Here is a 22528-nt window from a genome sequence, read left to right on the forward strand (position 1 = left end):
GCTCCTGTGTTTGTCGCATGCTGCCCGGGCGATTGCCGCCGCCAGGCCCGCATGTATGGAAACCTGTTGTCTTCACCGCTCCTGCCCCTCATGGGGCAGCGAAGCCGGCTCAGGACGCAGTCAGCGTGCGTGCCCCTTGCGGCCCGGCAATGATTGCCAGCGAAGCGATGCCGATGAAAAGCCCGTGCTCGACGACGCCGGGAATGGCATTCAGCTCCCCCGCGAGCGCATCTGCATCAGGAATACGGCCAAAAGATGCATCGAGAATGAGGTGCCCGCCGTCCGTCAGGAAGGCGCCGTCATGGGACTGGCGGACAGTGATATCGCCGGAAAGCCCCAGGCGCGAAGCGACCTTTTCGATCGCAATCCGCGTTGCCACCTGACCGAAAGGATTGACCTCGATCGGCAGCTTGAAGGCACCGAGAACGTCGACCACCTTCGTCTCGTCGGCAATCACGATCATGCGCTTGGAGGCGGCCGCAACGATCTTTTCGCGCAGCAGCGCGCCGCCGCCACCCTTGATCAGCCGCAGCTGGCCATCGACCTCGTCGGCGCCGTCGATCGTCAGATCCAGTTCCGGCAGCTCGTCGAGCGACTTCAGCGAAACACCGAGTTCGAGGCAGAGCCGCGCCGTGCGCTCCGAGGTGGGAACGCCTTCGATGCGAAAGCCCGCTGCGACCTTCTCGGCCAGGAGCCGCACAAACTCCTCGGCCGTGGAACCCGTGCCGATGCCGAGACGCATGCCGTCTTCGACATATTCAAGCGCCGCGGCCGCGGCTTTGATCTTCATTTCGCGGGCGTCCATGCGCCGGTCGCTCCCTTGTGATTCGCACGGGCAGCAGGCCGCAATCAGCGAACGGCCGCCCGTTTTTCCGCTGTGACACTTACACGCCCGACGGCGCAAACAAAAGTCAAAATGAAATCAGCACTCAGGATTCCGCGTGCTTTGCCGCGCCCGCTTGCCATTGCAATCGCCGATGAGTTCGCCTACCCGATCAGCAACGGTTTTCAGCGCCAAGAGGTTTCTCCTTGTCTTCTCCCATTGTCGTCTTCGATCTCGACGGAACGCTCGTCGACACGGCGCCAGACCTGGTCGCCAGCCTCAACCATGCGGTTACCCAGGCCGGCGTCGAGCCGGTCACCTACGGCGACCTTACCCATCTCGTCGGCCACGGCGCCCGCGCCATGATCGAGCGCACCTTCGCGATGCGGCAAAAGCCGCTCGCCGAAGACGTGCTGGAATGGCAGCTGAAGGAGTTCGTCGATTTCTACCACGGCTCGATGCCGGGCGATTCGCTGCCCTATCCGGGCCTCGTCGACGCGCTCGACCGCCTGTCCGGCGCCGGCTTCAAGCTCGCCGTCTGCACCAACAAGCCGGAAAAGCTCGCCACGCGCCTGCTCGAACGGCTCGGCCTGATCGAGCGCTTCGCCGCGATTTCCGGTGGCGACACCTTCGAAGTACGCAAGCCGGACGCCGCGCACCTGCTGCGCACGGTTTCCAACGCCGGGGGCCTCGCGACCCGCACCGTGATGGTCGGCGACAGCCTCAACGACTTCCTCGTCGCCCGCAATGCTCAGGTGCCCTCGATCGCCGTTCCCTTCGGCTACTCCGATGTTCCGGTCGAAAGCCTCGATCCCACCGTCATCATCAGCCATTTCGACGAGCTGACCCCGGATCTGGTCTCGGGCCTGTTTTCCAAATAGCAGACAAGAAAAAGGCCGCTCGAAGCGGCCTTTTTCTTGCTTATCCTTCCGCCCGGCGCGCGCCGCGCGTCGCGTCGAAGGCCCGGTTCATGTACATATCGCGGTCGTAGACGTCGTTGAAGTACTCGACCACGCCGTCCTTGTTCGGCCAAGCCGTGAAGTAGGCGACATAGACCGGAACCTTCACCGGAACCTGCAGCGCCTTGTTGCGGCCGCCGGCGATTTCCTTGCCGACATCGTCGACGCTCGTGCCGAGCACGGCTGCCGCCATCAGGCGCGGATCGGCCAGCCGCACGCAGCCGTGGCTGAGCGCGCGGTTGTCACGCTTGAAGAAGCTCTTCGACGGCGTGTCGTGCATGTAGATCGCGTGGCTGTTGGGGAACAGGATCTTCAACTCGCCAAGCGCATTGTCGCTGCTCGGCGGCTGACGCACGGCAACCGATGCGGTCGAGCCGTTCCAGTTGACCGATGCGGACGGGACCGGGCGGCCACCGACTTCGACCTGGTAGCCCATGCGATCGAGATAGTTCGGGTCGCTCCTAAGTTTCGGCAGCATCTCGTTGACGATGATCGACTGCGGCACGCCCCAGTAGGGATTGACCTCGACCGTCTGGATCTCGTCCTGGAAGAAGTAGGTCTGGTTCGCCTTGGAGCCGACGACGACGCGCATCGAGAACTGCTCGGCGCCCTTGTCGGCGTAGGTGGCGGTAAAGGCTGGCTGGTTGATGAAGACGTAGCGGTCGCCGAGACCATCCGGCAGCCAGCGCGCCTGCTCCATGGCGATCTCGAGCTTATTGATCTTGGCCGCGACCGTGTCGCCGCCGGTCAGGATGCGAAGCGACGCCTGGCCGACAACACCGTCGGCCTTGAGCCCGTGCTCCTGCTGGAACGCCTCCACCACAGTGACCAGCTCCGGCGTGTATTCCGGGGTGCCCTGGTAGGCGGCAAGAACCGTAGCATGGTCGGTCTTCAGCTTTTCCGAACCCTTGAGCCGGATACCCGCGATGATGTTTGCAAGTTCGGGATTGCTCTGACCCGGCTTCAGCAGCGTGCCCGGCGCAATCTCGACGCGTTGCTCGACACCCTGTTCGGCGCGCAATTTTGCGAGTTCCGCGGAAAGTGCGGCAAATTGCGCGCTCTTCGGGCTCTGCTCATTCAAAAGCGCGGCAACGTCGCTGCTTGCCGACATCTTGTCGAGAAGCGGCAGCAGTTCCACCGACTTGCGCTTGAAGTCGTGATAGCCGGAGATCTTGTTCGGATCGATACGGCCTCGCACGGTGTCCTGCACGTAGCTGAGCGTCGCGGCCGAAAGCGCGATCTCGAACTGTACCAGCTCCTTTTCGCGGGCGATCATGTCGCCGCGGTCGAAAGTGTCGGAGGGCACGCTGACGGCATAATCCTGGGGATCGAGGCCGACCTTGGCAGCGTCGGCCAGAACGGCAACCGCTGCCTTCGCCTTGGCGTTGACGCCTTCAGCGCCGATCCAGATGTAGTCCATGCGGGCGCCGTAATGGGCTTCGACCGCCTTTGCGACATCGCCCGAGGCACGCACGTTGATGCCCGGAAGGAACTGGCGCGCGTCGGCCAGCGGCGTACGCAGCATCGGCGGCAGCGCGTCGTTGCGCACGGAACCGGTAACCAAGGGATCGAGCAGCTTGTCGGTTGCGATCCGGCGCAGCGGCTCGGCCTTGTAGGTATAGTATTTCGGGCCGGTGATTTTCGGCAGCGGCTTGGCCGCCTGCTGCTGCGGATCGACCATCGCGCCGACGCCGGGAAGCGCCTCGTTGGTCGGGGCCTGCTGTGTTTCCGGCTTCTTCCGGCCTGCCCGGATGAAATCGCCAAGTGTGAAGGCCGAAGCCGGCCGCGCGTCCATGGTCGCGATCGCACAGCCGCTCATGAGCGCTACGATCGCTGCCGTCTTAAGAACTCTCATATGAAACTACGTCCCCGTATCGCGTTGTCGCCGAATTCGGCTGAAGCCAGATTCTCGCCACGCCCTCGTGCGCTAAAAGTTATAGAAAAGGATGGTGAATGAAAAGGAAACGCGCCGGCACTGATCGCCATCGGACCTCCTGTCGAAATCTCCCGAACGCCTCATTTTAAAGACGTGCGGAGAGCGATAAAAATTTGATCCCAATGGATTTTATTTCGGCATGCGCGCTTGCGCCGGCAGCGGCAGGCGATCGTCGCCGGAAAAGAAGATGGCGTCTGTGACCGAAACATCACAACGCTGCCGGAGGCCTGGCGGAGACCGAATCACGGTGGCGCGGCGTGGACCCGCCACGCCCGCGGGGTTTCAAACGATTGTAGCATAGCCAGCCGGGGCCCGCCCCTTTACAAGCTCCGGCCGTCGGGGCAGAGAGAGGCCCGGCACCCTGGAGAGGCCAGCCACACGGCCCCTCGCCCAGGCTTCATGAACCGCATGATCAAGGCAGGTATCACGATGACATCGACGCGCACGGAAACAGATACGTTCGGCCCCATCGAAGTGGCGAACGACCGCTATTGGGGCGCTCAGGCCCAGCGTTCGCTCGGCAACTTCAAGATCGGTTGGGAAAAGCAGCCGGCTTCGATCGTCCGGGCGCTCGGCATCGTCAAGCAGGCGGCCGCCCGCACCAACCAGGCACTCGGCCGCCTCGACTCGACCGTCGCCGATGCTATCGTCAAGGCTTCGCAGGAAGTGATCGACGGCAAGCTCAACGACCATTTCCCGCTCGTCGTCTGGCAGACCGGCTCCGGCACCCAGTCGAACATGAACGCCAACGAGGTCATCTCGAACCGCGCCATCGAACTCATGGGCGGCGTCATGGGCTCGAAGAAGCCGGTGCATCCGAACGACCACGTCAACATGAGCCAGTCGTCGAACGACACCTATCCGACTGCGATGCACATCGCCTGCGCCGAGCGCGTCATCCATGACCTGCTGCCGGCGCTGAAGCACCTGCACAAGGCGCTCGAAGCCAAGGTCAAGGCCTTCGACCACATCATCAAGATCGGCCGCACGCACACCCAGGATGCAACCCCGCTGACGCTCGGCCAGGAATTCTCCGGCTACGCGGCGCAGGTCGCCTCCTCGATCAAGCGCATCGAAATGACCCTGCCGGGCCTTTGCGAACTTGCGCAGGGCGGCACGGCCGTCGGTACCGGCCTCAACGCACCTGTCGGCTTTGCCGAAAAGGTCGCCGAAGAGATCGCCAAGATCACCGGCATCGCCTTCACCACCGCGCCGAATAAGTTCGAAGCGCTCGCCGCCCATGATTCCATGGTCTTCAGCCACGGCGCGATCAATGCGACGGCCGCTGCCCTCTTCAAGATCGCCAACGATATCCGCTTCCTCGGCTCCGGCCCGCGCTCGGGCCTTGGCGAATTGTCGCTGCCGGAAAACGAGCCCGGCTCGTCGATCATGCCGGGCAAGGTCAACCCGACCCAGTGCGAAGCGCTGACCCAGGTCTGCGTCCAGGTGTTCGGCAACCACGCCGCGCTCACCTTCGCCGGCAGCCAGGGCCATTTCGAGCTCAACGTCTTCAACCCGCTGATGGCCTACAACTTCCTTCAGTCGGTTCAGTTGCTCGCCGATGCGGCCGTGTCCTTCACCGACAATTGCGTCGTCGGCATCGAGGCACGCGAAGACAATATCAAGGCAGCGCTCGACCGCTCGCTGATGCTGGTGACGGCGCTTGCGCCGAAGATCGGCTACGACAACGCCGCCAAAATCGCCAAGACCGCGCACAAGAACGGCACGACGCTACGCGAAGAAGCGGTCGGCGGCGGCTATGTGACGAACGAAGAGTTCGACGCGGTCGTTCGTCCGGAAACGATGATCAGCCCGGCCTGATCCATTTTGATACACCACGGCGCCTCCGCGGCGCCGTGGCCTTGATGTCGCGAACGCACTGTCGATCGGCAAAACCTGCCGCGATCGATCACGATGCGGTGGCGCGACGGCGGCAAATATTAAGACTTCGCAAATCATTTGCCCCTAAAAATAATGACCGATAAGCAGCGTTTCATATTAGGGGGTTTGCACATGCAAACGGCAAGCTCGGGCAAGGCTCAGACGCCCGATATCGCAGCGCAGGTAACCCATGCGATGCGCATGATGGGCGTGGCGCCCATCCCCCGCAATTACGAGCTCTATTACGAAGCCTATCTCGGCTCCAACCCGCAATTGTCGAAGGAACTGGCCGCACTCGGCAGCCGCGCGACCCAGGAAGAACTGGACGCGATCGGCGCGCAGTATTTCAGCCACATCCATCGCTCCAACGGGATCGAGCGCGCCCACACCACGCTTGCGGCCAAGCTTGCCGAACTGGTGACCCTGTTGCGCGACGAGCAATATGCGCTTGAGAACTACAACAAGGTTCTCGACGAAGCCTATGTCAACATCGTCAGCAAGAGCGCATCGAGCGCCGATATCCTGCGCCACGCGATCGGCATCCTGACCGACGCGACGGCCGAGACGATGAGCCAGGGCAAGGAACGCGTCGAGACCGTCGTGCAGAAGTCCTTCGAGATGGAGGTCATCCGGCAGGAACTCGACGAGTACAAGCGCATCGCCAACACAGATTCGCTGACACGGCTCGCCAACCGCCGCGCCTTCGACGACAATCTGGCGGCTGTCTACAACAACGAGCACCTGAGAAACTTCACCGGCCTGCTCGTCGCCGACATCGACCACTTCAAGAAGGTCAACGACACCTTCGGCCATCCCGTCGGCGACAAGATCCTGGCGACCGTCGGCGGCGTGTTGCGCGCCAATCTGCGCCGGGAGGCTTTCGTCGCGCGCACCGGCGGCGAGGAATTCGCCATCATCCTCGGCGACAGCAGCCAGGAAGAGTGCCTCCAGATTGCCGACCGCATCCGCACCGTGCTGGCTGCGACGCCCTTCCGCAATTCCAAGACCGGCGTCAATTACGGCCCGATCACGCTGTCCGTCGGCGTCTGCATGGCGACGGCCGCCGAAGACCCGGTCGACCTCTACAACAAGGCCGACATCGCGCTCTACTCGGCCAAGAACGCGGGCCGCAACAAGACGGTTCTCTTCGAAGACGGCATGCGCAAGGAATCCGGCCGCAACTGGCTGATCTATCGCCGCTGAGAAGGCGGCGTCTTCCTGAGACAAAACCGACAACGGGCGCCCTTCGCGGGCGCCTTTTGCGTTTCATGGCGAGTACCTGCTGGGACTACTGGCGACACGCGTCGGCGCCTGCGGCGCGAGCAATTGCAATCATCTCCGGCCGGTATTCGAAATGCATCGTGTCGAAGTGATACCAACGGCCGCCCCAGACGAAGCCGTGTTTCTCGAAGGCTTGAACGATGCCCAGCGGGTAACGGTTGCGATAGCCGCCGCGGGCCTTGCCGGCCCAGCGCCAATAGTCGGCAAAGCGCGTGTTGATATCGATGGCCGCACCGAAACTGTGGACCGAAAGCGTCGCGGTGCCCGCAATCGGCCGCCAGTTGAAGGTGCCGGCACTCGGGCTGAGATAGCGCCTGAATTCGGCTTGTCGCGACAGGTCCGCGGCGACAGCCTTCAGCGCCGCCGCCATCCCGTGCTTCCTCGTTACCTGCAGCCGCTCGCCGAACCAGTCCACACCAACGAGATCGCGCCGGACGGCTGCAGCGCTGCCGCCATAGAGCCGCTTCAGCAGCGCTTCGCTGCGTATGCGCCCCGGGTCGACATCGACCGCCGGCGGCGTCGCACAGGCACCGAGCGGATAGACCTGCGACAGGCTGTCCTCGACGTCCCCCGCAGCGAGTTTCTCGGCATGGCTTTTCGTTCGGCCGTCGTCGATGACGATCGGCGGCCCGCCATCCCCAAGGATCAAGGCATTGCCGTCAATGCGCGCGATGGCATCCGGGTAGCTTGCTGCCAGCAGATTGAGCCTTTCCGCCAGCGACGGTTCGGCGGCCGACGTCTTGCCGGCCAGGAGGGCGAGCAGGAACGCACCTGTCAGAGCTTGCTGCCGCACCCTCGCCTCCAGCCTCCGTGCTTGCCTGATCGCGCCGATCAGCCGGGGCGCAGCTTACCACATGGTCTTGGCGGCGCGCTCCGGCCATTCGCGGTCATAGGTCTCGCGGTCGAAATCCGCCTTGGCGGCCTTCAGCAACGTGCCGGGCGTCGGCAGCAATGCCGGATCGAGGAAGCGGTCGGGGTTCCAGAGTTGGGCGCGCATGACGGCGCGGGCGCACTGGAAATAAACCTCGCCAATCGTCACGACGATGACGCTGCGCGGGTGCTTGCCGTCGACCTCGAAGCTTTCCGTCAGGGTGGGATCGACGCTGAGCACCGCCGTGCCGTTGATGCGCATCGTCGTGTTCGAACCGGGAATCAGGAACATCAGCGCCACGCGCGGATCGCGCACGATATTGGCAAGCGAATCGACCCGATTGTTGCCGCGCCAGTCCGGCAGAAGCACAGTCTTGTCGTCGCCGATCCGCACGACGCAATCGTCGTCGCCGCGCGGTGAGCAATCGAGACCCTCCGGGCCGACGGTCGCAAGCGCGCAGAAAGGCGATGCCTCGATCATCAGCCGGTATTCGGCCGTCAGCGTCTTGGTGACCTTGGCCACCGACGCTTCGCTGACGCCGCCATAGAGCGCGTTGAGTTCCTCGACCGAGGTGATGATCGACATGCCGTCCTCCAATGCTGCCAAAAAAGCCCGGGAACAATCTGGATACAGAGAATCCCGGGCCAGCGACCCTTCGGCCGATAGCATGACAGACTGATGACGCGGTCAACGAAAATAGTCAGGCGGCGGCTTTTTGATCTTCCGCGTGTATGAAGGCGTTGATCCGCGCGATCACCGGTGCGGCCGAAACGATGCGCCGATGGCCAAAACCGTTTGCCCAGTGCATTTCGACATTCGGCCCGGCCGCCGCATAACGGCGCGCATGGTCGGCGGAGACTTCCTTGTCGTCTTCCGCATGGATGACGAGCGTCGGCACGGCGCGCGCCTCGATCACGTGCGCAGCATCGAAATCCTGAAGTCGGCGGCCGGAGAGACGTTCGACAACGCCTTCGAAGGCCACCTGCGCCTTCGGAGAAAGGCGAAGAATTCTCCCGAAGCCTTTGAAAAGCCAAGTCATCTCGCTTGGTGCACCGATCAGCACCAGCTTCTTCGGCATATGGCTGTGCACGTCGCAGACGATGCCGCCGGCAGCGCAAGCCAGGCTGCCGCCGCCGAAGGAATGGCCGACACAGACGTCGAAATTGCCGAAGTGCCGCCAGGCCGCGTCGATCGCCCGAACCGCTGCCGGCATGGTCAACGTGCGCCCCGGCGAAGCGCCGTGCCCGGGCCAGTCGAGCGTCACCACCTCGGCGCCGCCCTTGACCAGGCCGTCGATCATCGCTGCCAGATAGTCGCTGCGCGATCCCCAACCGTGCACGAGGAGAATGCGCTTGGTGTTGGCGGCCTCGCGCGGCGCCGCGAACCGGCGCGCCAGCACCCAGCCGCCGGAATAGGAGAGCGTCACCGGCTGGCCCCTGGCGATAACAGGGGCGGCAGCCGCGAGCGCCGCCTTTTCCTTGGCATTCTTCGGCTTTCTGCCGGGCGTGAGCGTGAACAGCCTGAAAGCGAGCCGCCCGGCCGCCTCGGGTGAAAACGCGTCGACGCCCTTCAGCGCGTTGCGGATGACCTTGATCGCAAAGGATGCCATAGTGGGAATCTCTTGTTATGTTCAATGCTGAACATAATTGTACAACGTTGAACAAAAATCAAGTGACGAGCGAACATCATTTTCCCTGGGACCACCCCCGCTTCCGCAGCTGGATCGCGGTTGCCCGCGCCTGCCAGTTGATGCAGCAGACGGTGACGCGCGAGATCGCCCATCTCGACATCAAGCCGCCGCATCTTGACATCCTCATCAATCTCTATCGCTTCGAAGGCATTTCGCAGCAAGAACTGGCGCGCAAGCTGCTGGTCGGGCGCTCGAACATGAGCATGCTTCTGCCGCACCTGGAAAAGCGCGGGCTCATCCTGCGCCGCGGTGACGAGAAGGATAAGCGCATACTGCGCCTGTCATTGACAGCTGAAGGCCGGACGCTCACCGAGGCGGCGATGGAGATCCATACGGCGCTGATCGAGCGATTGCTGGACGACGAATCGCTGGATGATTGCCTGGTGGTCACCCGATCGATGGAGCGGCTGATTGGCATGCTGCTGAAGGAAGAGAACGAGCTGGCCTGACGAGTGCTGATTTTGCGCGTCTGATGAGACGCGGGGCGCGGTCTTGGTCAGCGCGGCTTTTCCGCCTTGTCTCGCGACATGCCCTTGTCGGCAAGTTCCTGCTCGTAGGCGGCAAAGAGCTCCGCGCCCTTTTCCCCCAGTTCATGCAGATAGCTCCAGGTGAAGATGCCGGTGTCGTGGAAGTCGTCAAAGCCGATGCGGACCGCATAGTTGCCGGTCGGCTGCACCGAGATGATCTGCACATTGCGCTTGCCGGGCACGGTCACCCGCTGGCCGGGACCATGGCCCTGCACTTCGGCAGACGGCGAAAGCACCCGCAGCATCTCCGCCGAAAGATCGAAGGACGCTCCGTCGTTGAACGTCACCACAAGCCGGTGGCGATCCTTCGACACCCGCAATTCCGTCGGCCAGAATTCGCTCATTTCGCTGCTTCCTTTCGCGTACGACAAACCGGATGCCGCCCATTCGCCGTAATCTGCGTCCCCGATGCGGCATTATTCTGAAGGACGACAATGCACTAGCGCAGAAATCGGCGCGCGAGAATTACCCGTCTCTTCCGATCAACACTTTGCGACAGTATGCGCCTTGACGCGACCATCTTCGACGACGACATTGAAGGGGCTGGGAGAAAGACGTTTGAACACAGCAACGATAGACAGATTTGGCGCTCTGCCGCTGGAGCAGAAGACGGCCCCGATGATCGACCCCTTCGGGCGGGCGATCACCTATCTGCGCGTGTCCGTCACCGACCGCTGCGATTTCCGCTGCACCTATTGCATGGCCGAGCACATGACCTTCCTGCCGAAGAAGGATCTGCTGACGCTCGAAGAATTGCAGCGTCTCTGTTCCGCCTTCATCGGCAAGGGTGTCCGCAAGCTCAGGCTTACCGGCGGCGAACCGCTGGTGCGCAAGAACATCATGTTTCTGGTGCGCGAACTCGGTCGTGAGATCGAGGCCGGACGGCTCGATGAACTGACGCTGACGACCAATGGCTCGCAGCTTTCCAAGTATGCCGCCGAGCTCGTCGACTGCGGCGTCAAGCGCATCAACGTCTCGCTCGATACGCTCGACCCGGCAAAATTCCACCAGATCACCCGCTGGGGCGAGCTCTCCAAGGTCATGGAAGGCATCGACGCCGCCCAGGCCGCTGGCCTGAAGATCAAGATCAATGCGGTGGCGCTCAAAGGCTTCAATGACCAGGAGATCCCGGACCTGATGCGCTGGGCGCATGGTCGCGGCATGGACCTGACGCTCATCGAAACCATGCCGATGGGCGAGATCGAGGAAGACCGGACCGACCACTACATGCCGCTGTCTGAAATGCGCCGACAGCTGGAAGAACAGTTCACCTTCTCCGACATTCCCTATCGCACAGGCGGCCCTGCCCGTTATCTCGAAGTGGCGGAAACCGGCGGAAGGCTCGGCCTGATCACGCCGATGACCCATAATTTCTGCGAGAGCTGCAACCGCGTCCGTCTCACCTGCACCGGCACGCTCTACATGTGCCTCGGCCAGAACGACGCCGCGGACCTGCGCACCGCGCTCAGGGCCTCGGAAGACGACGCCTATCTCAGCCAGGTGATCGACGAGGCGATCGGCCGCAAGCCGAAGGGCCACGACTTCATCATCGACCGCGAGCACAACCGCCCGGCCGTTGCCCGCCACATGAGCGTCACCGGCGGCTGACCTTTTATCAGGGTACCAATCTTGGAAGAACAACCGGCAGGCGGCCCCTCAACCGCCTGCCGGCACCTTCTCCACGCAGATGGGGAGAAGGGAATGTGGGGCACATCTTCATGTCCCCACGTACTCCGCGTGTCAGTGGATAGCGCCTGTATGGGCTTGCCCGTTCGGCACATTCCCTCGCCCCGTCTGCGGGGAGAGGGATGTTTCGTGGATTGCCTCAAGGCAAGTCCGTAACGAGAGCCGAGCTTCCCTCGGGGGGGCTCAAGCCGCGTAGCTTCGATGCCCCTGGCCCCGCGCGCCGATGCCGTCCGTCCCGGTGCGGAAGCGCTCGATCTTGTCGTTGAGCGCTTCGACCTGCCGGCGCAGGCCGTGGATCTCGGCGGTATTTTCCTCGACCATCGCTGCGTTCTGCTGGGTGATCAGCTCGACCTGATGCACGGCCGAGTTCACCTCGTTGAGACCGGTGTACTGGTCGGCAGCCGAAGCCTCGATGTTGCTGACGAGGTCGTGGATCGTGCCGATATGGCTGTTGATGACCGTCAGCGCATCGCCGGTTTCCTGGACGAGAGCGACGCCGCTTCTCACCTGCGCCGAGCTTTCGGAAATCAGCCCCTTGATCTCGCGGGCAGCCCCGGCGCAGCGCTGGGCGAGTTCGCGCACTTCCTGCGCCACCACGGCAAAGCCGCGGCCCGCCTCGCCTGCCCGCGCCGCCTCGACGCCGGCATTGAGCGCCAGCAGGTTAGTCTGGAAGGCGATCTCGTCGATAACACCGATGATCGTGCTGATCTTCTCCGAGGAGCGGTTGATCTCCGCCATGGCATCGATCGCCTTGGCGACCACCTGGCCGGAATGCTTGGCGTAGGAATTGGTCTCGCCGACCGAAACCGTCGTCTTGCGGGCGCTTTCGGCGGTCGCGCGGACGATATCGGTCAATTGACGCAGCGCCCGCGAGCTTTCTTCAAGCGCCGCTGCCTGCTGCTCGGTCCGGCGCGCCAGGTCGTCAGCCGACGCGGCAAGATTGCCGGTGCCGCCGGTGATCTCGCCGGTGACGACGCGCACGTCGGCAAGCGTCGCCCGCAGCGCCTCGACGGCATTGTTGTAGGTGCGGGCCATGATCACGTAATCGGCCGGCAGGTCTTCGGACATGCCCTCTTCGAGATCGCCGTCGGCAAGTGCCGCCAGCACGTCGGAGAGTGCGTTCAGCGCCTGCATCTGCTCGGTCTCGATGCGTGCGCGCTCGGCAGCCCGGCGCGTTTCCTCTTCCGCAGAAAGCGCACGCGCAGCCTCGGCCTCGCGGCCAAGCCGGACATTCTCGACTGCATTGTCGCGGAAGACGGCAACCGAGCGCACCATGTCGCCGATCTCGTCGCCACGGTTGCGGCCCTCGATGGCAACATCGAGATCGCCATTGGCAAGCCGCGTCATCGTTTCCGTCACGCGCTTCAGCGGGCCGCGCAACGTTTCGACCAGCATCAGGCCGCCGATGATGGCAAGCAGCGTGCCGGCGATCATCGCCACGATCGAAACATCGGCCGAGCGCTGGCTGTCGATCTTGCCGGCCTCCTGGGCGCTGCTGACGAAACTTTCGAGCGTCGTGCTGGCGGTTGCGACCATCGTCGCCGCTTCGCTCTTTGCCGCCTGCCAGCGGCCGCCGACATCGATCAATGCTGCCGTGCCCTTGTCGATGTTGTCGAGCGATGGGCCGAGCTTGCCCGGCAGATCGCGAAGGGCTGCATTCTTGCCGCCGAGTTCGCCAAGTTTGGCCGCCGTCTCGCGAACCGCCTGGATGTCGGCCATGACCGGCGCGCGGCCGGCGGCATCGAGCTTGCGATGCAGCTCGCTGATGTGCAGCCGCGTGCTGTCGAGGCCCTTGAAGGTGTCGCCCATCAGCGCGATCAAGGTCTTCAGCTGCGAGATCTCGGCATCCATGCCGACGAAGCGCTTGGCGGCCGTGTCGGAATTCTTCGCAGCCTCCTTGGCAAAGTCGGCTTCATATTTCGAGAACTTGCTGAGGATCGGCACCAGCGCGTTCTTCTTCGCCTCGTTGTCCTCGCCGCCGGCAAGGATCGCCTGAACTTTGAGCGCCTGGTCCTTCACTTCGGCAATCGGCGCCTGCACCTTTTCCGAGGCGATCTTTTCGGCTTCTTCGATCTGCTTCATGAGATGCGGCAGAAGCTTGTTCGCCTGGTCGACCTTGGCGTCGGGATTGACAGCCATTGTCACCGGCAGGCGGAATTTCTTGATGCGCTCGGCAAGGCCCTGATAGGCGGCGGCATCGAACAGCAACGCCTTGGCGAAGGCTTCCTTCTCGCCCGATTCCTTGCGGATGATGTCGATCTGCTTATAGGCGCCGTTGCCCTGTTCGGTCATGTCGGCAAGCGCCTTGTCGAGCGACGCTGTCACCTGATCACGTTCGATCTTGGTCGCCCAGAGCTTGTCCGTCTGGCTGCGCATCGCATTTCCGAGCGCCAGCACAGAGGCGATCTCCGCCTTGTCCTCGGCACGGCTCAACAGGCCGTCGAGCGCCTTCACGCCGCCTTCCTGTTCGTCGATCTGGCTCGACAGGGCCGTGCGTGTCTCTTCACTCGGCGCATCGGCAAACGCCTGCAGCGCGCCACGCAGCGCCTGGAAATCCGAGAGATTGTTGATGGTTTCCCGCGTCACGGTCATATGGCCGTTGAGCGTACGGGCGGTGAAGAAGCCGATGAGACCTATGCCGGCGATAAGCGCCACGAGCGGAACCACGAAAAGCAGAACCTTGGTGACGATACGCAGCCGTTGCAGCAAGCGATCGATGAAAGACATTGCGCACCCCTGATTATTCTTATGGGAAGCAGGCCCGCGCGGCGGCTTTTCTTGGTGGAAACACCGATGGGACATTGACCGGAGGCTCTCCCAAGCCTCAAGCAAACGTCCCTGGAATGGCCACCCTGCAAGGTTTATTGCGGCGCCACCCCGCCGATCGCGTCATGCGAATGGATGCGGAATTGCGGCGACGATAGGCAGCGAAACTTAAGATTCCGCGAATAAGCTTATGTTCGAACGCAGCCGTTTTACCGGCGAACGACAGTCTTTCCTGCACGGGGCGCGGCGCGAAAACACACCTTCTACTTGTCGAACAAGAAAAGTCGTCGCGTCATGCGATCCCGTTTGCACAAGGGGGCAGCCAATGCTTAAACATTGGGCGATCCATTCACGGATTCGCCTCCCATTCGCCGGCAGCGCAGCCCGCTTGTCCGGCGCCGCAGGACAGCCAGCATGCAAGCCTCCACCAATTTCCGCGGCATTCTTTTCATGTGCCTGGCGATGGTCACGTTTTCCTGCAACGACGCGCTCGTCAAATCCGTCACCGGTGCGATGAATGTTGGGCAGATCATCTTCGTGCGCGGCTTGCTGACGACGCTGATGGTCGTGCTCGCCGCCTGGCATTTTCGCGCCTTCCGGCCGATCGGAACGCTGATGCGGCCGGTGATCCTGCTGCGCATCGCCATGGAGGCGCTGGCCTCCGTCACCTACATCTCGGCCCTTGGCCAGATCCCGCTCGCCAATGCCTCGGCGATCATGCAGGCGCTGCCCCTGGCGGTCACGCTCGGCGCCGCACTCTTCCTGGGCGAGCCGGTCGGCTGGCGCCGCTGGACCGCCATCATCGCCGGCTTCATCGGCGTGCTGATCGTGCTGCGGCCGGGGCCCGAAGGCTTCACGCCGGCGGCGCTGACCGTGGTCGGCTGCGTCTTCGTCACCGCGACCCGCGATCTCTGCACCCGCCGCATCGGCCACGACGTGCCGGCGCTCTACATCACCGTATCGACTTCGCTCGTCACCACCATCGTCGGCGCCCTGCTCATCCAGCCGATGGGCGGCTGGCAGCCGATGTCGACGACCACCTTCAGCCATATCGCTGCGGCGAGCGTTCTTTTGATGCTCGGCTACCAGACGATCGTGCTGGCGATGCGTGCGGGCGATATCTCCGTGATTGCGCCCTTCCGCTACACCAGCCTGATCTGGTCGATTGCGATCGGCATCTTCTTCTTTGCCGAGGTCCCGGATCACTGGATGCTGGTCGGCGTCGCGATCATCATCGGCTCGGGCCTCTACACCTTCTATCGCGAAACGCTGCGCGGCCGTAAAGCCGTTGCCCAGCGCTCGCTGACCGGCCCGCTGGAATAGGAGCCGACAATGCCCGGAAGCCCTCCCTCGCCCCTGATCAGCGCATCCCGGCCCGCCGTCGTGCTTGCCGGCGGATTGTCGCGCCGTATGGGCAGCCCGAAGTTCGGCCTTCCGCTCGGCGGTCAGACGATGCTGTCGCGCATCGTCGCCCGGCTCGGCCCTCAGGTGACGAGCGTCGCCGTCAACCTCAACGCCGATCCGGCTGGCGCCATAGACGAAAGCGTACCCGTCATTGTCGATACGGTCCCCGGGTTTCTCGGTCCGCTTGCCGGCGTGCTGACAGCGATGCGCCATGTCGCGGCCACCAATCCGGCTGCAAGCCACGTCGTCGTCGTTCCGACCGATACGCCGTTTTTTCCGGACGATCTCGTCACCCAAATGGTGGCCGCCCTGACAGAGCAGCAGCAGATTGCCGTTGCGGCATCCGACAGGCAGATGCATCCGCTGTTCGGGCTCTGGCCGGTCGCCCTTGCCGACGAACTTGAGGCCTTCCTGACCAGCGATCCGAAGCGCCGCGTCCGCGCCTTCATCGAAAGCCACCCGTCGGTCACGGTCGATTTTCCGCTCGTCGCGACGACAAAAGGCGCATTCGACCCGTTCTTCAACGTCAACACGCCCGAGGATCTGATCGACGCGGAGCAATGGTTGCGTTTCTTCGAGGATGACAAGACATGAGCGCCATGAAGATCTTCGGCATCGCCGGCTGGAAGAATTCAGGCAAGACCGGCCTGATGGTGCGGCTCGTCACCGAACTGACGCAGCGCGGCTACGTCGTCTCCACCGTCAAGCACGCCCACCACGACTTCGATATCGACAAGGTCGGTGCCGACAGCTACCGCCACCGCGAGGCCGGCGCCCATGAGGTGACCATCGTCTCCGGCACGCGATTTGCGATCATGCACGAATTGCGCGGCGCGCCAGAGCCAAGCTTCGAGGATATCCTCGCGCGGCTTGCGCCCTGTGATCTCGTGCTCATCGAAGGCTACAAGCGCGAACCGATCCCCAAGGTCGAGGCCCGCCGTCTGGAGTCCGCGAACCGCGAGCCGCTGGCCCCAACGGATCCGCATATCTGCGCGATCGCCGCCGACCATCCGGTCGCTAACAGCGATCTTCCGGTCTTCGACCTCGATGACACGAACGCGATCGCCGACTTCGTCGAGAAAGTCACGGATCTCAAGCGCAAGAACGCCGCTTCCTGATCAAGGCGCGCGGGCCTGAGGCCGACAGTCAAGGCTTCGTGGAGTCGCGATACTTCTGCGGTAGCCCGTCGAGCAACTGCTGCGCTTTCTGCATCCCTTGTTTCGCCGCCCTGGCATACCATTCGGCAGCCGACGCAAGATTTTGCTCCACGCCGGCGCCCCTTGCATAGGCAATGCCGAGATTGAGTTGCGCGTCGGCATTTCCCTGCTCGGCGGCCTTGCGAAACCATCTGGCAGCAGCCGCAGCGTCGCTTTCCACACCGATGGCATTGAGATAGGCCACGCCGAGACTGAACTGCGCCAGAGCGTAGCCCTGATTGGCCGCGAGTTCATAAAGCCGCGCCGCCTCCTTGAGGTTCTTCTCGAGGCCGAGGCCGCCTGCGTACATCTCCGCCAGGTGGAACTGGCCGCGGGGATCCCCGCGATCAGCCAGTGCCAGAAACCAGCGGTGCGCTTCCGCGTAGCTTTCTCCGGTGCCGGTCCCCTTCAGGTACATGAGGCCGACATTCAACTGTGCTTTGGCATCCCCTTGCTTGGCCGCCTTCAGGTAGAGGTCAAAGGCCGCTGCCGGATCCTTCTCGACGCCGCGACCGAGCATGTAGAAGGTGGCGAGGTCCACCTGCGCTGCAACCATGCCCTGGTCGGCCGCCTTGCGGCACCAGTTCACCGCCTCCCGATCGTCGCGCCCGACGCCGAAGGCGCGCACGTAAACGCCGCAGAGCAGATTTTGCGCTTCCTTATGGCCGGCGTTCGCAACCGGGCGAAGCCAGCGAAGTCCCTCCTGGGCATCGATCCGCCCGGCCTCGCTGTTGAAATAGAGCCGGCCGGCATTCGCTTGCCCATCGACATATCCCTGCTCGGCGGAACGCAGGTACCAGCGCAGCGCTTCAGCCATGTTGCGCTCCACGCCGACACCCTTCTCGTACATGAAACCGAGGTTGTACTGGGCACGCGCCTCCCCGGCGACCGCGGCTCGCGACGTCCATCGGTAAGCCTCCGCGTCATTCTTCAGCGTGCCGCTGCCTTGGAAATAGGCGATGGCCAGATTGTGCATGGCGGCCACCAGGCCTTGTTCCGATGCTTTCCGATACCATTCAAACGCCGCGGCCGGGTCGCGCGCCGTACCGCGCCCCTGCTGGTAGAGAAAGCCCAGGTTGAACTGTGCCGCCGCATAGCCTTGTTCAGCCGCCAACTGGTAATAGGCGAAGGCCTGCGCATCGTCCTTGGCAACGCCCAGCCCCTGTTCGTAGATCACCCCGAGACTGTATTGGGCCTCCGGAACGCGCTGCTCGGCGGAGAACCGAAACCATCGTCCAGCCTCCTCATAGTTCTGCTTCACGCCTTCGCCGCCGTTGAAATAGATGGTGCCGAGGTGGAATTGCGCCTTCGCGTCGCCGCTCTCGGCCGCCTTCCGGTACCAGCCGATCGCCTTCAGGAAGTCGCGCTCGACGCCCTCGCCGGTGTGGTAACGCATACCGAGATCGACCTGCGCCTGGACATCGCCGTCTTCGGCCCGCTCCAGCACCTTGTCGAAAGGCGGCAGGCCCGTGGCCGCACTATCCGCGTGGACGGAGGACGAGAACACCGACGACATCAGGGCGACAACGAGTCCGAAGACGACGCGTTTCATCCACACCTCCCAGGCTACCGCTACGCGGAAAAATCCTATGGCGAGGTTCCTTCAACCGAAAATCGATTTCGACAGACGGCTTCAAAGCGTCGAGCAGCGGCCGTTAACCGCCTCATTTGAAGGTCATGCGGGAAAATGGTCGCTGTCAGTCTTTCGGCAGCGCATCGAGAGCCTGTTGCGCCTCGGACATCCCCTGGGCCGCTGCCTTGCCGTACCAGAGCGCCGCCGCTTTCAGATCCTTGTCGATCCCGGTCGCCTCGACATAGGCCTGCGCGACGTTGAACTGCGCCTTGGCGTGGCCCTGCTCAGCTGCCTTCATGAACCAGCCGAAGGCCGCTGCCGGGTCACGGTCCACGTAGGTGCCGGTCGCATAGGCGACGCCGAGATTGTGTTGCGCCAGCGCGTAGCCTTGCTCTGCCGAGAGGGTATAGAGCCGCACAGCCTCCTTCGCGTCACGCTCTACGCCGCGGCCATCGCTATACATTAGCGCCAGATTGTATTGACCGGCGGCGTCACCCGTATCGGCAGCAGTTCGGAACCATCGTGCTGCTGCCACCTGATCCTCGGCGACACCTGTCCCGCTCACATACATCAGGCCAACGTTTAGCTGCGCCGTCTTGTGCCCGTTCTCCGCCGCCTGTTTGAACAGATCGAAAGCAGCGGCCCGGTCCTGCACCACACCCTGCCCCTGCAGGTACATGATCGCGAGATTGAATTGCGCAGCCGCATACCCGCCCTCGGAAGCATTCCGGTACCAGCGCGCCGCAACTTCGTCGTCGCGCGAAACGCCCTGCCCCGTGGCGTAGAGTAAGCCTAGCTTGAATTGCGCCAGTGGAAACCTCTGCGCCGCCGAAAGGCGGTACCAGCGGAGCGCCTCTTCAATGTTTGGCTCGACGCCTTCGCCCTTGAAATACTTCTGCGCCAGCTCGTACTGGGCAATGGCATGCCCGCTCTCGGCGGCCCGCCTGAACCACCTGACGGCATCGACCTCGTTTCGGGCCACGCCGCGGCCCTCCATCAGCATTGCTGCCAGATTATATTGCGCCGGCACGTTGCCGCCTTCAGCAGACTTCTGGAACCAGCGAAACGCTTCGGCATCATCCTGCTTGGCGCCTTTCCCGGTGAAGTAGGCCCAGGCGATGCGAAACTGCGCGTAGATGTCCCCGTTCTCCGCAAGCACTCGGTCCTGCTCTGTCGGGACAGGGGGCATTTCTGCGAGCGTCGGGAAAAATGACGTGCCGAGCGCAAGTGCGGCAACAAGGCCGAAAACGGCGGGTTTCATCCATTCCTCCCGATGGCAACGCATTCGGGGAACGTTAAGCAGCGAAGAGTTGATTCGCCATCGCGTTTCCCTTCGACAGAGACGCAACAGTCGATCCGCTTTGCGCATTGGCGAACCGCCGGGGAGACGCGAGCGTTTGCCGCACGCGCCTTTATCGGCCGTCAGTTCGTCGCGCCGACGGCCGTTTCGTCCGGAATGTCGTTCAGCCTAACGAAGCTGTAGCCCTTCGCCTTGAGGTCGAGGATGCCGCGGGCAACGCCGGCGCCGGCCGAATGGGTCGGCTGGTTAATGTGGGCGATGATGACGTCGCCGTCCTTTGCGGCGCGAATGCGCTTTTCAGCCATTGCAGCCCCCAGCAGCGAGCCGCCGTCGCCGTTCACCGAGTAGCCGGCGATGCGGTAACCCATGGCGCGGATCTGGCTCATCGACGAATGGGTGTATTTGGCCGTCGCGCCGCGAAACCACTTCGGCGCCGGCAGTCCATGCGCCTTGATTGCGACAGCACCGCCATCAACTTCGGCCGCGACCGCCGCCTCGGAGCCGGCTGCCGCGATGCCATAAACGGAGATCTTCACGTCGATCGGCGGCACGTGCATCGCGCCGTGGTCCTCGATCTCGAACAGATCAGGATGTGCCTTCATCACCTCGACGACGAGGCCGTTGCGCTTCAGCCAGCGCGCGGTGACGAAGATCGTCGCCGGGATACGGTTTTCGATCAGCGTGCCGAGGATGCGCATGTCGGTGGCGCCGCTGCAGGCGTCAAGCGTCAGCGCAACCCGCGGGGCTGCGCCCTTTCCGCCGGGATTGGAAGGCAGACGCAGATCCGGCTCGACGAGCCCAGGCGCAGCGGTGGCCGAATGAGCGAACGTGGTGGCGGCAACAAGCGCGAGAACAAGGGCTTTCATGGCAATCCGGAGGAAGAAAGTCTGGGAAGGAATGTCAAATGACAGAAACCCGCCTTTTGCGAGGCGGGTTTCCGGGATTTAGGTGGGCAGCCCTGCCCGAAGCTTGATCGGCGCTTAACGCTGCGCGACCGGGCGAACCAGCGGCGTCACACGGCGAATGGTGACGCGACGGTTCTGCTGCTCGGCATCCTGGGTGCGAACCTTCAGGAAGCGCTCGCCATAGCCCTGGGTCGCCAGGTTTTCCGGCGGAATGCCGTAGACCTCGGTGAGCAGCGAGGCGACCGATTCGGCGCGCTTGTCGGAGAGCACCAGGTTCGAGCGGTCCGAGCCGACGGCATCGGTGTGGCCTTCGATGAAGAAGGTTTCACCCGGATCCTTGGCGAGGATCTTCTCCATCGCGGCTGCGACCTTGCGCATGGTCTTGGCCTGCGACATCGACACTTCGGCACTGCCCGTCGGGAAGGTGATGGTGTCGAGGTCGACGCGGCGAACCTTGTCGCGCAGGCGGGCGGAGTGGCGCACTTCGTCCATCGTGTAGACGCGTTCGACACGCTCGACCGGCGGCTCGGCCAGGAACTGGTAGTAGTCGCGATCCGGATCGTCGGAAACGTCGGCGATGTAGTCGCGGACCGGAATGCGCAGGCGCATCGGCGGCAGTTCGTAGCCGACGTCGATGATCGCCGGACGCGGGCCTTCGTCACGCTCGGGCGCATAGATCATCAGGTATTCGTTGCCGTCGCGGTCGACACGCGAGCGCTGCAGGATGTCGCCGTAACGGTTGTAGACGGTAACGATCCGGTAGCCGCCCGGACGCACGATGGTTTCGCGGGTACGACCGCGCGGAAGCTGATCGTAGTAGGTCTCTTCCGCATCGTAACGCAGGCGCGGACGGTCGTCGCCACGCACGAAGATCTGGTCGCCGACCCCGAGGATCACCCGGTTGTCGATCTGTTCGACGACCTTCACCTCGGTGATGTTGTTGGTGATGTTGTTGACCGTCGTGTTGTTGTTGATCACCGTGTTGTTGATGATGGTGTTGTTGACGATGTTGGTCGTCTCCGGAACCACGAAGACCGGAGCCTCGTCGACGCGCGTACCCTTTTCGTTGAGGTTCGCTTCGATCTTCTGCGGCAGGTCGGCCTGGATCTCGGCAGCGATCGCAGCCTGCGCTGCAGCATCGTCGGCCGGCGGCGGTGCGTCCTCTTCCTTGGCGCGCAGTTCCTCGCGCAGCTTCTGACGCTCTTCGCGCGCCTGGTTGCCGCCGGCATTGTCGGCGTCCTTGTCGCTGTCGAGCACGGCCGCACCATTTTCGACCGGCAGGACGACGGTTTCGTCGGTCGCAGCCGGATCGTCGGCGATCTTCACCTTCTCTTCTTCGGTACGGGTATCGACCACTTCCGGAGCCGGCTGCTGCACCTGCGGCTGCTCGGCGGTCACCGGCTGCTCGGTGCCGGGCACCGGCTGACCTTCACCGGTCTGCGGTTGTTCGGCACCCGGGACCGGCTGGCCCTCACCCGTCTGCGGCTGTTCGGTACCCGGTACAGGCTGGCCTTCACCGGTTTGCGGCTGCGGCTCGACGGCGGGAGCGGTTTCGCCGCCAGCCTTCTGCTCTTCGGCAGCCTTCTGCTCGTCAGCTGCCTTCTGCTCGTCAGCTGCCTTCTGCTCGTCAGCGGCCTTCTGCTCTTCAGCAGCCTTCTGTTCGTCAGCGGCCTTCTGCTCTTCAGCAGCCTTCTGCTCTTCGGCGGCCTTCTGCTCTTCGGCGGCCTTCT

At 63.3% G+C, this 22528-nt stretch carries 19 protein-coding genes; 8 read left to right on the top strand and 11 right to left on the bottom strand.

The genetic code is table 11. The features are described from left to right. Positions 1–109 precede the first annotated feature (109 nt). The gene (gene rpiA, locus L981_RS13095) at positions 110–805 is read right to left on the bottom strand and encodes a ribose-5-phosphate isomerase RpiA (protein ID WP_034795102.1); all 696 of its coding nucleotides are present in this window, start codon (positions 803–805) and stop codon (positions 110–112) included. A gap of 224 nt (positions 806–1029) precedes the next feature. Between rpiA and L981_RS13100 the strand changes: the two genes are divergently transcribed. Further along, on the top strand, positions 1030–1704 hold the full coding sequence (locus tag L981_RS13100; RefSeq protein ID WP_043616423.1) for an HAD family hydrolase: 675 nt from the start codon (positions 1030–1032) through the stop codon (positions 1702–1704). 40 nt (positions 1705–1744) lie between these two features. Here the strand turns inward: L981_RS13100 and L981_RS13105 are convergent, their stop codons facing one another. Then, on the bottom strand, positions 1745–3637 hold the full coding sequence (locus tag L981_RS13105) for a murein L,D-transpeptidase (protein ID WP_043616426.1): 1893 nt from the start codon (positions 3635–3637) through the stop codon (positions 1745–1747). A 510-nt stretch (positions 3638–4147) separates the two neighbouring features. On the opposite strand from L981_RS13105, the gene fumC reads away from it, so the two are divergent. After that, positions 4148–5539 (top strand): class II fumarate hydratase, encoded by a 1392-nt coding sequence (fumC, locus tag L981_RS13110; RefSeq protein ID WP_043616470.1) that lies wholly within the window; start codon positions 4148–4150, stop codon positions 5537–5539. A 192-nt stretch (positions 5540–5731) separates the two neighbouring features. Beyond that, a complete protein-coding gene (locus L981_RS13115) occupies positions 5732–6802 on the top strand; it encodes a GGDEF domain-containing protein (RefSeq protein ID WP_043616428.1) in 1071 nt (356 codons plus the stop codon). 85 nt (positions 6803–6887) lie between these two features. On the opposite strand, the gene L981_RS13120 is transcribed toward L981_RS13115, so the two are convergent. The 3 genes from L981_RS13120 to L981_RS13130 all read right to left on the bottom strand — a co-directional run bounded on the left by L981_RS13120 (position 6888) and on the right by L981_RS13130 (position 9360). Continuing rightward, positions 6888–7673 carry a M15 family metallopeptidase gene (locus L981_RS13120; protein ID WP_043616431.1) on the bottom strand — a complete coding sequence of 262 codons (786 nt, stop codon included), beginning with the start codon at positions 7671–7673 and terminating at the stop codon, positions 6888–6890. 54 nt (positions 7674–7727) lie between these two features. Further along, a complete protein-coding gene (locus L981_RS13125) occupies positions 7728–8336 on the bottom strand; it encodes a pyridoxamine 5'-phosphate oxidase family protein (protein ID WP_043616434.1) in 609 nt (202 codons plus the stop codon). A gap of 115 nt (positions 8337–8451) precedes the next feature. After that, on the bottom strand, positions 8452–9360 hold the full coding sequence (locus tag L981_RS13130; RefSeq protein ID WP_043616437.1) for an alpha/beta fold hydrolase: 909 nt from the start codon (positions 9358–9360) through the stop codon (positions 8452–8454). Positions 9361–9407: 47 nt separating this feature from the next. On the opposite strand from L981_RS13130, the gene L981_RS13135 reads away from it, so the two are divergent. Then, positions 9408–9890 carry a MarR family transcriptional regulator gene (locus tag L981_RS13135; protein WP_043616440.1) on the top strand — a complete coding sequence of 161 codons (483 nt, stop codon included), beginning with the start codon at positions 9408–9410 and terminating at the stop codon, positions 9888–9890. A 47-nt stretch (positions 9891–9937) separates the two neighbouring features. On the opposite strand, the gene L981_RS13140 is transcribed toward L981_RS13135, so the two are convergent. Further along, positions 9938–10312 (bottom strand): gamma-butyrobetaine hydroxylase-like domain-containing protein, encoded by a 375-nt coding sequence (locus L981_RS13140; protein ID WP_043616443.1) that lies wholly within the window; start codon positions 10310–10312, stop codon positions 9938–9940. A 214-nt stretch (positions 10313–10526) separates the two neighbouring features. Between L981_RS13140 and moaA the strand changes: the two genes are divergently transcribed. Continuing rightward, the gene (gene moaA / locus L981_RS13145) at positions 10527–11576 is read left to right on the top strand and encodes a GTP 3',8-cyclase MoaA (protein ID WP_082006009.1); all 1050 of its coding nucleotides are present in this window, start codon (positions 10527–10529) and stop codon (positions 11574–11576) included. Positions 11577–11837: 261 nt separating this feature from the next. On the opposite strand, the gene L981_RS13150 is transcribed toward moaA, so the two are convergent. After that, positions 11838–14381: a methyl-accepting chemotaxis protein gene (locus L981_RS13150; RefSeq protein ID WP_043616447.1), complete on the bottom strand. Its 2544-nt coding sequence runs from the start codon at positions 14379–14381 to the stop codon at positions 11838–11840. A 453-nt stretch (positions 14382–14834) separates the two neighbouring features. On the opposite strand from L981_RS13150, the gene L981_RS13155 reads away from it, so the two are divergent. The 3 genes from L981_RS13155 to mobB are packed head-to-tail and all read left to right on the top strand — an operon-like array spanning position 14835 to position 16942. Further along, on the top strand, positions 14835–15743 hold the full coding sequence (locus L981_RS13155; RefSeq protein ID WP_043616450.1) for a DMT family transporter: 909 nt from the start codon (positions 14835–14837) through the stop codon (positions 15741–15743). A 9-nt stretch (positions 15744–15752) separates the two neighbouring features. Then, entirely contained in the window at positions 15753–16418 is a 666-nt protein-coding gene (mobA, locus tag L981_RS13160; RefSeq protein WP_043616452.1) for a molybdenum cofactor guanylyltransferase MobA, read from the top strand. Next, on the top strand, positions 16415–16942 hold the full coding sequence (gene mobB, locus L981_RS13165) for a molybdopterin-guanine dinucleotide biosynthesis protein B (protein WP_043616455.1): 528 nt from the start codon (positions 16415–16417) through the stop codon (positions 16940–16942). The genes mobA and mobB overlap by 4 nt, the downstream gene beginning before the upstream one ends. Positions 16943–16970: 28 nt before the next feature. Here the strand turns inward: mobB and L981_RS13170 are convergent, their stop codons facing one another. The 4 genes from L981_RS13170 to L981_RS13185 all read right to left on the bottom strand — a co-directional run. Next, positions 16971–18572: a tetratricopeptide repeat protein gene (locus L981_RS13170; RefSeq protein ID WP_052201782.1), complete on the bottom strand. Its 1602-nt coding sequence runs from the start codon at positions 18570–18572 to the stop codon at positions 16971–16973. A gap of 145 nt (positions 18573–18717) precedes the next feature. Beyond that, on the bottom strand, positions 18718–19854 hold the full coding sequence (locus L981_RS13175; protein WP_052201783.1) for an SEL1-like repeat protein: 1137 nt from the start codon (positions 19852–19854) through the stop codon (positions 18718–18720). 161 nt (positions 19855–20015) lie between these two features. After that, positions 20016–20759: a polysaccharide deacetylase family protein gene (locus L981_RS13180; protein ID WP_043616458.1), complete on the bottom strand. Its 744-nt coding sequence runs from the start codon at positions 20757–20759 to the stop codon at positions 20016–20018. 114 nt (positions 20760–20873) lie between these two features. Further along, the coding region (locus tag L981_RS13185) for an OmpA family protein (protein ID WP_043616481.1) at positions 20874–22528 on the bottom strand (1655 nt) is incomplete at its 5' end.

Origin of the sequence: Ensifer sp. ZNC0028, from assembly GCF_000799055.1 — a bacterium.
In the GTDB taxonomy this organism is placed as follows: Bacteria; Pseudomonadota; Alphaproteobacteria; order Rhizobiales; family Rhizobiaceae; genus Ensifer.